This is a genomic window from Noviherbaspirillum massiliense JC206, from assembly GCF_000312045.1.
Taxonomy (GTDB): domain Bacteria; phylum Pseudomonadota; class Gammaproteobacteria; order Burkholderiales; family Burkholderiaceae_D; genus Noviherbaspirillum; species Noviherbaspirillum massiliense.
The window spans coordinates 1167770-1181729 of the sequence record NZ_HE978634.1; the positions used below are offsets into that span (position 1 = coordinate 1167770).

Annotated in this window: 12 protein-coding genes and 1 tRNA gene; 8 read left to right on the top strand and 5 right to left on the bottom strand. The window is 60.5% G+C overall.

All coding sequences use genetic code 11. The annotated features are described in order from the left end of the window. Positions 1-305: 305 nt before the first annotated feature. Positions 306-1094, bottom strand: coding sequence for an enoyl-ACP reductase FabI (gene fabI / locus HGHM_RS05900; protein WP_019140590.1), 789 nt, complete (start codon positions 1092-1094; stop codon positions 306-308). Positions 1095-1494: 400 nt separating this feature from the next. Here fabI and HGHM_RS05905 point away from each other — a divergent pair, with 400 nt between their 5' ends. Genes HGHM_RS05905 through HGHM_RS05920 form a run of 4 tightly spaced genes read left to right on the top strand, consistent with a single transcriptional unit; the run spans position 1495 to position 6990 of the window. Next, positions 1495-3306, top strand: coding sequence for an extracellular solute-binding protein (locus HGHM_RS05905; protein WP_019140591.1), 1812 nt, complete (start codon positions 1495-1497; stop codon positions 3304-3306). Between the two features lie 2 nt (positions 3307-3308). Then, complete coding sequence (locus tag HGHM_RS05910) at positions 3309-4367, top strand: microcin C ABC transporter permease YejB (protein ID WP_019140592.1); 1059 nt, start codon at positions 3309-3311, stop codon at positions 4365-4367. Then, positions 4364-5407, top strand: coding sequence for an ABC transporter permease (locus HGHM_RS05915; protein ID WP_019140593.1), 1044 nt, complete (start codon positions 4364-4366; stop codon positions 5405-5407). Before HGHM_RS05910 ends, HGHM_RS05915 begins: the two co-directional genes overlap by 4 nt. After that, entirely contained in the window at positions 5404-6990 is a 1587-nt protein-coding gene (locus HGHM_RS05920; RefSeq protein ID WP_019140594.1) for an ABC transporter ATP-binding protein, read from the top strand. The genes HGHM_RS05915 and HGHM_RS05920 overlap by 4 nt, the downstream gene beginning before the upstream one ends. A 75-nt stretch (positions 6991-7065) precedes the next feature. On the opposite strand, the gene HGHM_RS05925 is transcribed toward HGHM_RS05920, so the two are convergent. Continuing rightward, entirely contained in the window at positions 7066-8577 is a 1512-nt protein-coding gene (locus HGHM_RS05925; protein ID WP_051155284.1) for a transglycosylase SLT domain-containing protein, read from the bottom strand. Between the two features lie 143 nt (positions 8578-8720). Next, entirely contained in the window at positions 8721-9494 is a 774-nt protein-coding gene (gene gloB / locus HGHM_RS05930; protein WP_019140597.1) for a hydroxyacylglutathione hydrolase, read from the bottom strand. Positions 9495-9497: 3 nt separating this feature from the next. On the opposite strand from gloB, the gene HGHM_RS05935 reads away from it, so the two are divergent. The 4 genes from HGHM_RS05935 to HGHM_RS05950 all read left to right on the top strand — a co-directional run bounded on the left by HGHM_RS05935 (position 9498) and on the right by HGHM_RS05950 (position 11721). Then, positions 9498-10277 carry a class I SAM-dependent methyltransferase gene (locus HGHM_RS05935; protein WP_019140598.1) on the top strand — a complete coding sequence of 260 codons (780 nt, stop codon included), beginning with the start codon at positions 9498-9500 and terminating at the stop codon, positions 10275-10277. Between the two features lie 5 nt (positions 10278-10282). After that, positions 10283-10723, top strand: a complete 441-nt coding sequence (gene rnhA / locus HGHM_RS05940; RefSeq protein ID WP_019140599.1) for a ribonuclease HI — start codon at positions 10283-10285, stop codon at positions 10721-10723. Between the two features lie 91 nt (positions 10724-10814). After that, entirely contained in the window at positions 10815-11522 is a 708-nt protein-coding gene (gene dnaQ / locus HGHM_RS05945; protein ID WP_019140600.1) for a DNA polymerase III subunit epsilon, read from the top strand. 124 nt (positions 11523-11646) lie between these two features. Then, positions 11647-11721: transfer RNA gene (locus HGHM_RS05950), tRNA-Val, on the top strand. A 58-nt stretch (positions 11722-11779) separates the two neighbouring features. Here HGHM_RS05950 and HGHM_RS05955 read toward each other — a convergent pair. Both HGHM_RS05955 and ctaD read right to left on the bottom strand, forming a co-directional pair. After that, positions 11780-12235, bottom strand: a complete 456-nt coding sequence (locus HGHM_RS05955) for a DUF2244 domain-containing protein (RefSeq protein ID WP_019140601.1) — start codon at positions 12233-12235, stop codon at positions 11780-11782. A 58-nt stretch (positions 12236-12293) separates the two neighbouring features. Continuing rightward, positions 12294-13880: a cytochrome c oxidase subunit I gene (gene ctaD, locus HGHM_RS05960; RefSeq protein WP_019140602.1), complete on the bottom strand. Its 1587-nt coding sequence runs from the start codon at positions 13878-13880 to the stop codon at positions 12294-12296. Positions 13881-13960: the final 80 nt, after the last annotated feature.

Consider the following 13960-nt stretch of genomic DNA (forward strand, 5'->3'; position numbering starts at 1 on the left):
AATGCAACGCCAACCGTCGAAACGACTGAGAAAGATTCTGAGAGATTTCGGCACAAAGCTTTGCGCCGGGACGGTGTTCAAACGTCAACACCAAAGGGCGGGAGGCTTTATTGTTACTGCTAGGGGGTTCGCGATGCAGCGGATATAAGCTGCGTTCTGCAACTCACAGGCGCTCATTATACAGGGAAGCGGCAGTCCTGTCTCGGCGGATGTGAGATGGGATGTGAAAGGCACTGCAAAGGCGTGGGTCATCATGCCGGCAAAGGCAGGGCCAGCCTGCCTTTGCTTATACGGCATTGATGCAATTACTCCTGTTCGCCCATGCCGGCGACCACGTGCGAAAAGCCCGCATCGACATAGGTGATTTCGCCGGTGATGCCGCCAGCCAGGTTCGACAGCAGGAAGGCTGCGGTATTGCCGACGTCTTCGATCGTGACGTTGCGGCGCAGCGGCGCATTGGCCTTGACGAAATTCAGGATCTTGCCGAAGTCCTTGATGCCGCTTGCGGCCAGGGTCTTGATGGGGCCGGCCGAAATGCCGTTGACGCGAATGCCCTTTGGTCCCAGCGACTCGGCGAGATAGCGCACGCTGGCCTCGAGCGAAGCTTTCGCCAGACCCATCGTGTTGTAGTTGGGCAGGGCGCGCACCGCTCCGAGATAGGAGAGCGTCAGCAGCGCCGCATCCGGGCTGAGCAGGGGCAGAGCGGCTTTCGCCATCGCCGGAAAACTGTAGGCGGAAATGTCATGCGCGATCCGGAAATTCTCGCGCGTCATGCCGTCGAGGAAATCGCCTGCAATCGCTTCGCGCGGCGCAAAGCCAATGGCGTGCACGAAGCCGTCGAGCTGCTGCCAGGATTTGCCGAGGTCGGCAAACAGGGCATTGATCTGTTCATCGCTGCCGACGTCACAATCGAACACCAGGTCGCTTCCGAACTCTTTCGCGAATTCGGTGATGCGGTCCTTGAAGCGCTCGCCGACATAGGTGAATGCCAGTTCGGCGCCTTCGCGCTTGCATGCCTGGGCAATGCCATAGGCGATCGAGCGGTTGGACAACAGGCCGGTGATCAGGATTTTCTTGCCTTGCAGGAATGCCATAAGTAACTCCAGGTTGATCCGCTATCTGATGGAGCTGACTGGCTGGAAATCATCCGGGGCTTGCATCAGGCGGAGGGGAAAATAGTTGAATTATTCTGCGCTGCCGCGTTTTGTTTTTTGAACAGCGCACGATTGTAGGGGCTGGCCGGTCGAACGGCAACTTCTGGCAGGGGAGCCTGTTGCCCTTTCGATGCCAGGCGGGATGAAAGCTTTCATAAATAACATCAGTCATCGCGCGGAATGTGGAAAGAGTTCTAGTAGAATAGGCCGAATTTCGCTGCGGTACGCATGTTTTCCTCATATGCCGGCAGCAACGCCAGTTCCGATTCCATACAGCAATAACAAGAGGCCGGCGAATCCATCATCTGTCGTCAGGGTCCCGATAAGGCAACGCAGACGAATGCTTAGACTATTCCTTTCCTTCCTGCTTTTCGGCTTCCTCCAGTACGGCGGCAATGCCTGTGCCGCGCACGCATTTTCCCTGTACGACAAACCGAAATATCCGCCCGGATTCACGCATTTCGATTACGTCAACCCGGATGCGCCCAGGGGAGGCGAACTGTTTCTTGCCAACCCGGACCGCCGCACCAGTTTCGACAAGTTCAATCCGTTTTCCCTGAAAGGCGTTTCCGCGGCGGGCGTGTCCCTGCTGATGTTCGAAACCCTGGCGGCCAGTTCTTCCGACGAAGTGGCCACCATGTATGGTCTGCTGGCGGAAGACATGGAACTTGCGCCGGACCGCATGTCGATGACATTCCGCCTGAATCCCAAGGCGCACTTCAACAATGGCGATCCGGTCACCGCTGACGATGTCAAATATTCCTTCGACACGCTGATTGCCAAGGGCGCGCCCCAGTACAAGATCGTCTTTGCCGATGTCAAGCAGTGCGTGGCTGTCGACAAGCGCACGGTGCGCTTCGACTTCAAGACGCTCAACCATGAATTGCCCCTGATCGTCGGCAGCGTGCCGGTCTTCTCGAAGAAATGGGGCGCGAATACTTCCTTCGACAAGATCCAGCTGGAGCCGCCGATTGCGAGCGGCCCCTACCTGATCGACCAGTACAACGTCGGGCGCTCGATCAGCTTCAAGCGCGATCCGAATTACTGGGGTGACGGCATTCCCGCTCGGCGCGGCATGTTCAACTTCGGGAAGATCCACTACCGCTTCTACAAGGATGACGTCGCGCGGCTGGAGGCATTCAAGGCGGGCGAGTTCGACCTGATCGTGGAGTACAGCTCGAAGAACTGGGCGCGCAGCTATACCGGACCGAAATTCAACAACGGCGAAATCATCAAGTGCGAACTCAAGCATTCCAACGGCGCCGGCATGCAGGGCTTCGTCATGAACCTGCGTCGCTCGCAGTTCGCCGATGTCCGCGTGCGCAGGGCGCTGGGGCTGGCCCTCGATTTCGAATGGATGAACCGGCAGCTGTTCTACGGCCAGTACAAGCGCATCTATTCCTACTTCAACAACAGCGATTTTGCCGCGACCGGCATGCCTGGCGCGGACGAGCTGAAACTGCTGGAGCCGTTGCGCAGCAAGCTCGATCCCGCGGTGTTCGGGCCGGCACCGGTACCGCCTTCCACCGAGCCGCCGGGCTCGCTGCGCGCCAACCTGCTGAAGGCGCGCGCCCTGCTCAAGGAGGCCGGCTGGGAATACCGCGACGGAGCGCTACGCAATGCCAAGGGCGAGCCGCTCGAGATCGAAGTCATCGATGACCAGGGGGCGATGTCGCGGGTGATCAGCGTCTATGTGCGCAACCTGCAAAAGCTCGGCATCCAGGTGAACCAGCGCACCGCGGACTTTGCCCTGATCCAGAAGAGGATGGAAGAATTCGATTTCGACATGACGAGCCTGAATTTCGGCGCATTCACCAGCCCGGGCAACGAACTGTTCGACCGCTTCGCTTCCAAGGCCGCCGACGAAAAAGGATCGAGCAATGTGTGGGGATTGAAAGATCCGGCCGTGGACAAGCTGATCGACGCAGTGGTCGCAGCCAACACATGGAAGGATCTGGTGTCGGCAACGCGCGCGCTGGATCGCGTGCTGCTGCACAAGTATCTCGTCGTCCCGCACTGGTATTCGGAAACGCATCGCGTTGCCTACCGTAACCGGCTCGGCGTCCCGGGCACGCTGCCGCTGTACTATCAGGCCGATCCTTACGCGATCTCGACCTGGTGGCAAAAACAGCCGCGTTCGAAAGGGGACTGACCATGAACATCTGGACATACATCGGAAAGCGGCTGCTCCTGATGCTGCCGACACTGATAGGCGTCATTGCGATCACTTTTGCAGTGATCCAGTTCGTGCCCGGCGGCCCGGTGGAACAGATGCTGGCGGAGCTGAAGGGCCAGGTCGGGGCGGGCGAGGTATCCAGCCGGGGACCTGCCGATTACCGCGGGCGGCAGGGCATCGATGCCGATCGGGTTAAGGAAATCCAGGCTCTGTACGGCTTCGACAAACCGCCGGCCGAGCGATTCTGGCAGATGCTGAAAGGCTTTGCCACCTTCGACCTCGGCCAGAGCTTTTACCATCACAAGGATGTATGGGAGCTGGTGAAGTCGAAGCTCCCGGTATCGATCAGCATCGGCCTGTGGACCTTCTTCCTGACTTACCTGATATCGCTGCCGCTGGGCATCGCCAAGGCGGTGCGCGAAGGCAGCCGCTTCGATGTGGTCAGCAGCATCGTGGTACTGGTCGGCTATTCGATTCCCGGCTTCGTGCTGGGCGTGTTCCTGCTGGTGATGTTCGCCGGCGGCAGCTTCTTCCACTGGTTCCCGCTGCGCGGCCTGACTTCCGACGACTGGGACACCTTGTCCTGGTTCGGCAAGATCAAGGATTACCTGTGGCACATCACGCTGCCGATCGCCGCCTCGGTCGCCGGTTCCTTCGCGGTGATGACGATGCTCACCAAGAACACCTTTCTCGAAGAGATCCGCAAGCAGTATGTGCTGACGGCCCGTGCCAAAGGGCTGAGCGAAAGGACGGTGCTGTACAAGCATGTGTTCCGCAATGCCCTGATTCCGCTTGTGACCGGATTCCCGGCCGCCTTCATCGGCGCCTTCTTCGCCGGCAGCCTCCTGATCGAAACCCTGTTTTCCCTCGACGGGCTGGGCCTGCTGTCGTATGAATCGGTGATCCGGCGCGATTATCCGGTGGTGATGGGAACGCTGTATCTGTTCACCTTGATCGGACTGGTGGTCAAACTGATAGGGGACTTGTGCTACGTATGGACCGACCCGCGCGTGCAATTCGAGAGCTTGAGCCGATGATGCCGATCCAGGCAGAGCCTTCCCTGTCCCCCGGCAGGCGGATCTGGCTGCGCTTCAGGAGCAACCGGCGCGGCTACTGGAGCCTGATCATTTTCGTCGTGCTGTTTGCGCTCAGCCTGATGGGCGAAGTGATCTCCAATGACAAGCCGCTGGTGGTGCGCTACAACGGCCAGATCATGTTCCCGATCGCGCACACCTATTCCGAGCAGGCCTTCGGCGGCGATTTCGCCTCGCCGGCGGATTATCTCGATCCCTTCATCCAGGACCAGTTCAAAAAGCCCGGCAACTGGGCGATCTATCCGGTCAATCATTACTACTACGACACGCTGAACTATTTCGCGAAATCGCCCAATCCGGCGCCGCCTTCGGCCGACAACTGGCTGGGTACGGATGACCGCGGCCGCGACGTGTTCGCACGCCTGCTCTACGGCTTCCGGGTGTCGGTGCTGTTCGGCTTCGCGCTGACCCTGACCGGCGTGATCCTGGGCATCATCACCGGCGCGGTCCAGGGCTATTTCGCCGGCAAGACCGACTTGCTGTTCCAGCGCTTCATGGAAATCTGGGGTTCAATGCCGGAGTTGTACCTGCTGATCATCTTCGCTTCCATCTTCGAGCCCAGCATCGGATTGCTGCTGGTCCTGCTGTCGCTGTACGGCTGGATGGGTCTGTCCGACTATGTGCGGGCCGACTTCCTGCGCAACCGCAACCTGGAATACGTGCAGGCGGCGCGTGCGCTGGGCCTGTCGAACTGGCAGATCATCTGGCGCCATGTGCTCCCCAACAGCCTCACGCCGGTCGTGACTTTCCTGCCGTTCCGCATGAGTGCCGCTATCCTCGCGCTGACCAGCCTCGATTTCCTCGGGCTCGGCGTGCCGCCCCCGATGCCCAGCCTCGGCGAATTGCTGGCGCAGGGAAAGAACAATCTCGATGCATGGTGGATTGCCGTATCGACCTTCGTGGTGCTGACGGTGACGCTGCTGCTGCTGACCAATATCGGCGATGCCCTGCGCAATGCCCTGGATGTGCGGAGGAAGGCATGAAAAACCTGCTCGACATCCGTAACCTGCGGGTGCGCTTTGGTGCGACTGACGTCGTCGACGACGTCAGCTTTTCGATCGAGCCGGGCGAGAAGTTCGCTCTGGTCGGCGAATCCGGATCGGGAAAGACCGTCACCTCGCTTTCCATCCTGCGGCTCAATCCCGATGCGCAGTACCACGGAAGCATCCTGTTCGAAGGGCAGGACCTGCTGCAGAAGCCGGAAGCGGCCATGCGCGCGGTGCGCGGCAAGGATGTAGCAATGATCTTCCAGGAGCCGATGACCGCGCTCAACCCGCTGTTCACCATCGGCAACCAGATCGCCGAAGTCCTGATGCTGCATGAAGGCATCAGCGCCAAGGCTGCGGCGCAGCGTGCGGTCGAGCTGCTAGCCAAGACCGGCATCCCGGAACCGGCGCGGCGCGCGCTCGCCTTCCCGCACCAGTTGTCCGGCGGCCAGCGCCAGCGAGCAATGATCGCCATGGCGCTCGCGTGCAGGCCGAAGCTGCTGATCGCCGACGAGCCGACCACCGCGCTGGACGTGACGATACAGGTGCAGATCATCGAGCTGCTGAACCATTTGCAGCGCGAGGAAAACATGGCGGTGCTGCTGATCACCCACGACCTGAACCTGGTGCGCCATTTCGCGGACCGGGTGGCCGTCATGGAAAGAGGGCGCCTGGTCGAGACGGCGCCGACGGCGGCACTGTTCGCCCATCCGCGCGAGGAATATACCCGCAAGCTGCTTGCCAGCCGCCCGCAGCGCGTGGTGGAAACGATCGACGAGGGCACTCGGCCGCTGCTGACAGGCGAGCGCGTGCGCTGCACTTTCCCCATCAAGCAGGGCTGGTTCAAGAGCACGCCCTTCGTCGCGGTGGACGATGTCGACGTGCAGCTGCGGCCACGCGAGACGCTGGGCATCGTCGGCGAATCCGGATCGGGCAAGTCGACGCTGGGCATGGCGCTGCTGCGGCTGTCGTCCGCGACCGTGGATGGCAGGATCAGCTTCAAGGGGCAGGCGGTGAGCGAGATGTCGAGGAATGCCTTGCGGCCCTTGCGGGCGAAGATGCAGGTGGTATTCCAGGATCCGTTCGCCTCGCTCTCGCCGCGCCGCACCATCGAGCAGATCGTCGGCGAAGGACTGGCATTGCACCAGCCGCAGCTTGGGCGCGATGCCTTGCGCGACGCGGTGGCAAACGGCTTGCGCGAAGTGGGGCTCAAGCCGGAAATGATGTCACGCTACCCGCACGAGTTTTCGGGCGGGCAGCGCCAGCGCATCGCGATTGCACGTGCGCTGGTGCTGAAGCCGGAACTGATCCTGCTCGACGAGCCGACGTCCTCGCTCGATGTCTCGGTGCAGAAGCAGGTGCTGGGCCTGCTGGCGGAACTCCAGCGCAAGCACGGCATTGCCTACATCTTCATCAGCCACGACCTTGCGGTCATTCGCGCCATGGCACACCGGGTCATGGTCATGAAGGATGGCAAGGTGGTCGAGAGCGGCAGCGCGGAGCAGGTGCTGTCCCATCCGACCCAGGCCTATACCCGGCGCCTGCTGGAAGCATCCACGTACTCCATCGGCGCGGCATAGCCGGCTTACAGCGTCCTGCCAGAGTGATAAAAAACGCCGGCATGTGCCGGCGTTTTTTGTTGGAAAGGCGGTCGCTCAGCTGCGCTTTTTTTTCTGTTTCTTGTCCGCGACTGCGGCCGGCTTGGTCCGGCCAGTCTTGGCTGCACTGGCCTTGCGTCGGGTTCCCGTGTTCTTCTTCGCGATCTGCCTGCCGCCTTTTTTGGCCGCGCTCTTGACCGGCACGTTCAGGTACAGCGTCTGGCCGCCGGCTACCTTGTCCTGGCGCAGCTTGTTCCAGTCCTTGATCTGCGCCTCGCTGACCTTGTAGCGCTTCGCAATGGAGGCAAGCGTGTCATGCTTGCCGACCTTGACGGCGATGCGTCTGGTCGGGATTTCCGGTTCAACGACCAGCCTGGCATTGTCGACGACTTCGGGCGCGATATCCTTTTCGCTCGACTGATCGATCTTCGGTACCAGGATGGTGGAGCCGGCCTTCAGGACCGTGCGCGGCGGGATGTGATTGACCTCGCGGATGACTTCCGGCGTGGTATGGAACTTGGCGGCGATGGTTTCGATGCGCTCGCGGGCGCTGGTCACCTTATGCGCCGTCCAGGAAGACAGGGCATGGCCCCATTTCGCAAGATTGGCCTTGAATTTTTCGGCATTGCTTTGCGGCAGAAGGATCTGGGTTTCAGCGCTGCCGGCAATGACGGGACGGTTGAATTGCGGATTCAGGGCCTTGAATTCTTCGACCGACAATTCGGCCAGCTGCGCCGCCACCTTGATGTCGATGTCGCGCGTCTTGCCGATCGTGACGAAATACGGCTGATTTTCCACCCTCGGAAGGATGATGCCGTACTGGGCGGGTGAGGCGATGAGGTTCTTGACCGCCTGCAGCTTCGGCACGTAATTCCGGGTCTCCGCCGGCATCAGCGGCGCCAGGCTGTTGAAATCGGTGGGCCGGCCGAGTGCACGGTTCTTGTTGATTGCGCGCTGCACCGAGCCTTCGCCCCAGTTGTAGGCGGCCAGCGCAAGCTGCCAGTCGCCGAACATGCCGTACAGCTTTTGCAAATACGTCAGCGCCGCATCGGTGGAAGCGAGAACATCGCGCCGCTCATCCTTGAATGCGCTCTGCGTCAGCTTGAAGTCGCGGCCGGTGGAAGGAATGAACTGCCACATGCCGGCAGCCTTGGCGCTCGAGTAGGCTTGCGGGTTGAATGCCGATTCGATGAAGGGCAGCAGCGCCAGCTCGGTCGGCATGTTGCGCTTTTCGAGTTCCTGCACCACGTGGTAGAGATAGCGCGAGGCGCGGGTGGTGGTGCGTTCGATGTAATCGGGGCGCGAGGTGTACCACTTGATGTGATTTTCCACCAGGGGATTGTCGAGGTCCGGAATGGCGAAACCCTTGCGGATGCGCCCCCAGACATCGACTTCTTCCATGCCCAGCACTTGCGCGACCGGATCGTTCGCCGAGAACGTCGTTTCACTCGAGGAAATCTGGGACCAGTTGTAGTAGGGGAGGGAAAGGTCGCTGGCCTGGGCTGTTGCCGCCGTGCCGAAAGCCAATACGACTGCACATGACAGTTTTTCTATTTTTGACGGATGCATGGAACCTCGGGACTACAGACTGGGGCGCCGACACATCGTCAGGCGGTCATGTTTTCGAGAAAGTGTACGTAATGGGCTTTTCCTACGTCAAGATTTATTACGGGACATAACGCATGCCAAAGGGCAACAATGAACCATCCTGCTTAACGGTAGGAATTTTTCCATTGCCGTAAGGCAGCGAAACTCGAAATTGGTTCCCTCTGAGAAAGTTTTCCCAGCGATGTCAGTCGATCCATAATTCCCGGCTCGCGGTAGCGCAGGAAAGGATTGGTCATTTTTTCCAGTCCGATGGATGAGGGCACCGTCGGCTCGCCGCGCGCGCGCTTGGCTTTTTCCGTCTCGATGCGCTGGCTGAGCGCGGTGTTGCCGGGCTCGACTTCATGCGCGAAACGCAGATTCGACAGGGTATATTCATGCGCGCAATAGACTTGCGTCGCATCTGGCAGATTCGCCAACTTTTCAAGCGAGCCCACCATCTGCTCGGGCGTGCCTTCGAACAGGCGCCCGCAACCGCCCGCAAACAGAGTGTCGCCGCAAAACAGCCAGCCCTGCTCGCGCGCAAAGTAGGCAATATGTCCGCGCGTATGGCCGGGTACATTGATCACCGACAAACTCAGTCCGGGTTCGGATAGGCTGAGCGTGTCGCCTTCAGTTAGTTTTTCGGTAACTGCAGGAATCGGCTCGTCGCGCGGGCCATACACCGGGACATTAAACCGCTTCAGCAAAGCGGGAACGCCGCCGACATGGTCAGCATGATGATGTGTCAGTAGAATAGCGGTCAGGGAGAGCTTGTGCGCATCGAGCGCGGCCAGGATCGGGTCCGCGTCTCCTGGGTCGACTGCGGCGGCATGGCGCCCGTCGTGAATGAGCCAGAGATAATTGTCCTCGAATGCGGGAACAGCCAGTACGTTCAACATAAGATGGAAGCGTCGCTTGCAGAAAAATCCATTATAGCGCTCGGCTCCTGGCTGGAAACGCCGACCGGCAGCTATGTACGCGCCTGGCAGCAGGCACGCCTCGACATGCTGACCGCGGACATTTTCGGATTCAATGCCTTGCAGATTGGCCTGCCGCAGATCAATGCGCTGCAGGCCAACCGCATGCCGCACAAATGGCTGACGGATACCCATCTGCCGAGCGTCGCCACCGATGGCACGCGCATGCCGGTCGTCGTGGTGCATGATTTCGCGGAACTGCCGTTCGCTTCGCAAAGCCTAGACCTGGTCGTACTGCCGCATGTGCTGGAGTTCACCGATGAGCCGCACCAGGTATTGCGCGAAGTCGAGCGGGTGCTGATCCCGGAAGGGCAGCTCATCATCTGCGGCTTCAACCCGGCGAGCCTGTGGGGCTTGCGCCAGGTGACGGCGCGCTTGTCTGGAGCGCACTTCCTGCCGCAGAACGGCGAATTCATCAGCCTGCCGCGCCTGAAGGACTGGCTCAAGCTGCTCAACATGGAAGTCAACCGAGGGCATTTCGGATGCTACGCACCACCCTGCATGACCGAGAAGTGGCTGCGCCGCTTCATGTTCATGGAAACGGCGGGCGACCGCTGGTGGCCTTACCTCGGCGCGGTTTACATCGTGCAGGCGATCAAGCGCATCAGGGGCATGCGCCTGATCGGCCCGGCCTGGACCACGCGCAGGGCGAAGGCGCGCCAGGGCGTACCTGCCACCAACAAGATCCATAAACACAAAGATTAATTCGCATGGAAACAGTAGAGATATTTACCGACGGGGCCTGCAAGGGCAATCCTGGTCCCGGCGGCTGGGGCGCATTGCTGATCGCGGGAGAGCACAAGAAGGAATTGTTTGGCGGCGAGCCGAACACCACCAACAACCGGATGGAACTGAAGGCCGTGATCGAAGCGCTGGGCGTGCTGAAACGCCCCTGCGAGGTGATCGTGCATACCGACAGCCAGTATGTGCACAAGGGGATCAGCGAATGGATCCATTCCTGGAAGGCGCGCGGCTGGAAGACGGCGGCCAAGGAACCGGTCAAGAATGTCGACCTGTGGCAGGCGCTCGATGCCGCCCAGGCCCAACACCGCATCCAGTGGCGCTGGGTGAAGGGTCATGCGGGGCATGAAGGCAACGAGCGCGCCGATGCGCTGGCCAATCTCGGCGTGGCCTCGGTGTCTGCTTCATGAGCAGGCATGGCTGTGCTAGAGTCGGGCCTTCCCTGTCCCGGCAAGCCATGAAGCGCACGCGGACATTCCAACCAATTTCATTTTCAGGCTCATGCGACAAATCGTTCTCGATACCGAAACCACGGGATTGAATCCCCGCTCTGGCGACCGCATCATCGAAATCGGCTGCGTGGAACTGGTGAACCGCAGGCTCACCGGCAACAACCTGCATTACTACGTGAATCCGGAACGGGATTCGGAAGAGGGCGCGCTGGCGGTGCACGGCCTGACCACTGAATTTCTGAGCGACAAGCCGAAGTTCGCCGAGATCGCTGACGAGTTGCGCGACTACGTGAAGGGCGCGGAAATCATCATCCATAACGCCCCCTTCGACCTGGCCTTTCTGGATGCGGAATTCGACCGCCTCGGGCTGCCATGCTTTGCCGACCATGTCCTGAAAATCACCGATACCCTGGTGCAGGCCAAGGAAATGCATCCGGGCAAGCGCAATTCGCTGGATGCGCTGTGCGACCGCTATGGCATCTCGAATGCGCATCGCGCCCTGCACGGGGCATTGCTGGATGCCGAGCTGCTGGCCGAGGTCTACCTTGCGATGACCCGCGGCCAGAACAGCCTGACGATAGACCTCGCGGTTCCCGAGTCCGGCCAGGATGGTGGATCGGCCAACGCCATGCCGCTGGCCGACATCATCCTCCTGCAGGCCACGGCGGAGGAACTGGCCGAACACGAAGCCTTGCTCGACCGGCTGGACAAGGAAGTCAAGGGCAGCTGCGTCTGGCGCGCCGCCGCGGAAAATTGATACGGCCCGCAGTTTGTGAGATAATGCGGGCCTTTCCGGGACGGTTGCCGCAAGGGCAGCCAGCCTCCCCCGAGAAGCCTTGGCTTCAGGGCAAGATCCCTGGAGTCTGTTGCAGTCACAATCCGGTCGGTTAACTCAGCGGTAGAGTGCCACCTTCACACGGTGGAAGCCACTGGTTCGATCCCAGTACCGACCACCACCTCCCCATACGTTCCCCCACCGTTGCCCGACTTGCAGCGTGGTTCCTGCCGGCTCGGTCATGAAGATGCCAGGCCGCCCTGCAGCATTTGCCGCAGTTCCAGGCCAACCTGCCACCGTTTTGCAGCCGGCACAAACCGTCCCACCTCGACTTTTACGCCACGCGATTCCAGGCAGATCAGATCCTGGGAACGCGAAGGCAGGGTAATCCGCAGCCAGCAGGGCTCGAGCCGGGTCTGCTTCGTGTGCCCGGCTTCCACCCGCTCGATCAGCAGGCAGCCATCCAGCAAGGCAATGTGCTCGTGATCGGTTGCATGCCGCGCATATTGCAGGAACGCCAGCGCAACCCCCGCCATCTCCAGGATGGCGAAGGCGAGGACCTGCCAAACGCCGCTGGTCAGCAGACAGGCTGCCGCAACGATGAAGGACATGAGGCAAAGGATGGCGTAGGCGCCGGCCAGCTGTCTTGGCGACAGAGAGCAATTGCGCTTCAGCGTCCATTCATTCTTGTCCATTACAGTGCTCACAGCAAGCATGTCATTGCCGACCTGCCGGTTCCATCAGACGCAGCCGCTACTTGACCAATGGCGGCGTTTCGAACGTATGGAAGGGCGCCGGACTCGGCACCGTCCACTCCAGCCCATCCGCGCCTTCCCAGGGTTTGGCCGCCGCCTTCTGGCCGCCCCGGATCTGCGGCAAGACCACGGCAAACAGGAAATAGACCTGGGACAGCCCGAACAGGAATGCGCCGATCGTCGTCAGTTCATTGAAGTCGGTGAACTGCGCCGGATAGTCGGCATAGCGGCGCGGCATGCCGGCCAGCCCGAGGAAGTGCATGGGGAAGAACGTGACGTTCACCCATATGATGGAATTCCAGAAATGGATCTTGCCGCGGGTTTCGTTGTACATGAACCCGGTCCATTTCGGCGACCAGTAGTAATAACCGGAAAACAGTGCGAACAGCGAACCGGCCACCAGCACATAGTGGAAGTGGCCCACGACGTAGTAGGTATCCTGCACCTGCACGTCGATTGGCGCGACGGCCAGGATCAGGCCGGTAAAGCCGCCGATGGTGAACACGAAGATGAAGCCGATCGCAAACAGCATCGGGGTTTCAAAGGTCAGCGAGCCTTTCCACATCGTTGCCGTCCAGTTGAAGATCTTCACGCCGGTCGGCACCGCAATCAGCATGGTGGCATACATGAAGAACAGCTGGGCCGTGATGGGCATGCCGGTCGTGAACATGTGGTGTGCCCAGACGATGAAGGACAGGATCGCGATCGAGGCGGTCGCATACACCATCGAGGCATAGCCGAACAGGGGCTTGCGGGAAAACGCCGGCACGACCTGCGAAATGATGCCGAACGCCGGCAGGATCATGATGTAGACCTCGGGGTGGCCGAAGAACCAGAAGATATGCTGGTACATCACCGGGTCGCCGCCGCCGGCCGCATTGAAGAAGGTGGTGCCGAAATGGCGGTCGGTGAGCATCATCGTTACCGCACCGGCGAGCACGGGCATGACGGCGATCAGCAGGTAGGCGGTGATCAGCCAGGTCCAGCAGAACATCGGCATCTTCATCAGGGTCATGCCTGGCGCGCGCATGTTCAGGACCGTGGTGATGATGTTGATCGCTCCCATGATCGACGAGATGCCCATGACGTGCACCGCAAAGATGGTCATGTCCATGCCGACTCCCATCTGCAGCGACAGCGGCGGGTACATGGTCCAGCCGGAAGCGGTAGCCCCGCCGGCAGAGAAGAAGGAGCCGGTCAGCAGCAATCCTCCGACCGGCAGCAGCCAGAACGAGAAATTGTTCATCCGGGCAAAAGCCATGTCGGATGCGCCGACCTGCAAGGGAATCATCCAGTTGGCGAAGCCGACGAAGGCGGGCATGATCGCGCCGAATATCATGACCAGGCCATGCATGGTGGTCAGCTGGTTGAAAAATTCCGGACGAAACAGCTGCAGGCCCGGCTGGAACAGCTCGGCGCGGATCAGCAAGGCCAGTACGCCGCCGGACAGGAACATGACGAAGGAGAACCACAGGTACAGAGTGCCGATGTCCTTGTGGTTGGTCGCGAACAACCATCGTTCCCAGCCGTGCGGATGGTCGTGTGCATGGTCAATGGGATGGTCGGCAGTGGTCGTCGTGCTCATTGCACTCTCCTTGAAATGTCCGGTACAGGCTCTGATCGAATTCCGTGTTTCCTCCGGACTGCAAGACGCCAGATGCCTGC

Coding starts and splice junctions, on each gene's coding strand:
- fabI (WP_019140590.1), bottom strand. CDS start 1,094: ATGGCATTCCTGCAAGGCAAGAAAATCCTGATCACCGGCCTGTTGTCC.
- HGHM_RS05905 (WP_019140591.1), top strand. CDS start 1,495: ATGCTTAGACTATTCCTTTCCTTCCTGCTTTTCGGCTTCCTCCAGTAC.
- HGHM_RS05910 (WP_019140592.1), top strand. CDS start 3,309: ATGAACATCTGGACATACATCGGAAAGCGGCTGCTCCTGATGCTGCCG.
- HGHM_RS05915 (WP_019140593.1), top strand. CDS start 4,364: ATGATGCCGATCCAGGCAGAGCCTTCCCTGTCCCCCGGCAGGCGGATC.
- HGHM_RS05920 (WP_019140594.1), top strand. CDS start 5,404: ATGAAAAACCTGCTCGACATCCGTAACCTGCGGGTGCGCTTTGGTGCG.
- HGHM_RS05925 (WP_051155284.1), bottom strand. CDS start 8,577: ATGCATCCGTCAAAAATAGAAAAACTGTCATGTGCAGTCGTATTGGCT.
- gloB (WP_019140597.1), bottom strand. CDS start 9,494: ATGTTGAACGTACTGGCTGTTCCCGCATTCGAGGACAATTATCTCTGG.
- HGHM_RS05935 (WP_019140598.1), top strand. CDS start 9,498: ATGGAAGCGTCGCTTGCAGAAAAATCCATTATAGCGCTCGGCTCCTGG.
- rnhA (WP_019140599.1), top strand. CDS start 10,283: ATGGAAACAGTAGAGATATTTACCGACGGGGCCTGCAAGGGCAATCCT.
- dnaQ (WP_019140600.1), top strand. CDS start 10,815: ATGCGACAAATCGTTCTCGATACCGAAACCACGGGATTGAATCCCCGC.
- HGHM_RS05955 (WP_019140601.1), bottom strand. CDS start 12,235: ATGGACAAGAATGAATGGACGCTGAAGCGCAATTGCTCTCTGTCGCCA.
- ctaD (WP_019140602.1), bottom strand. CDS start 13,880: ATGAGCACGACGACCACTGCCGACCATCCCATTGACCATGCACACGAC.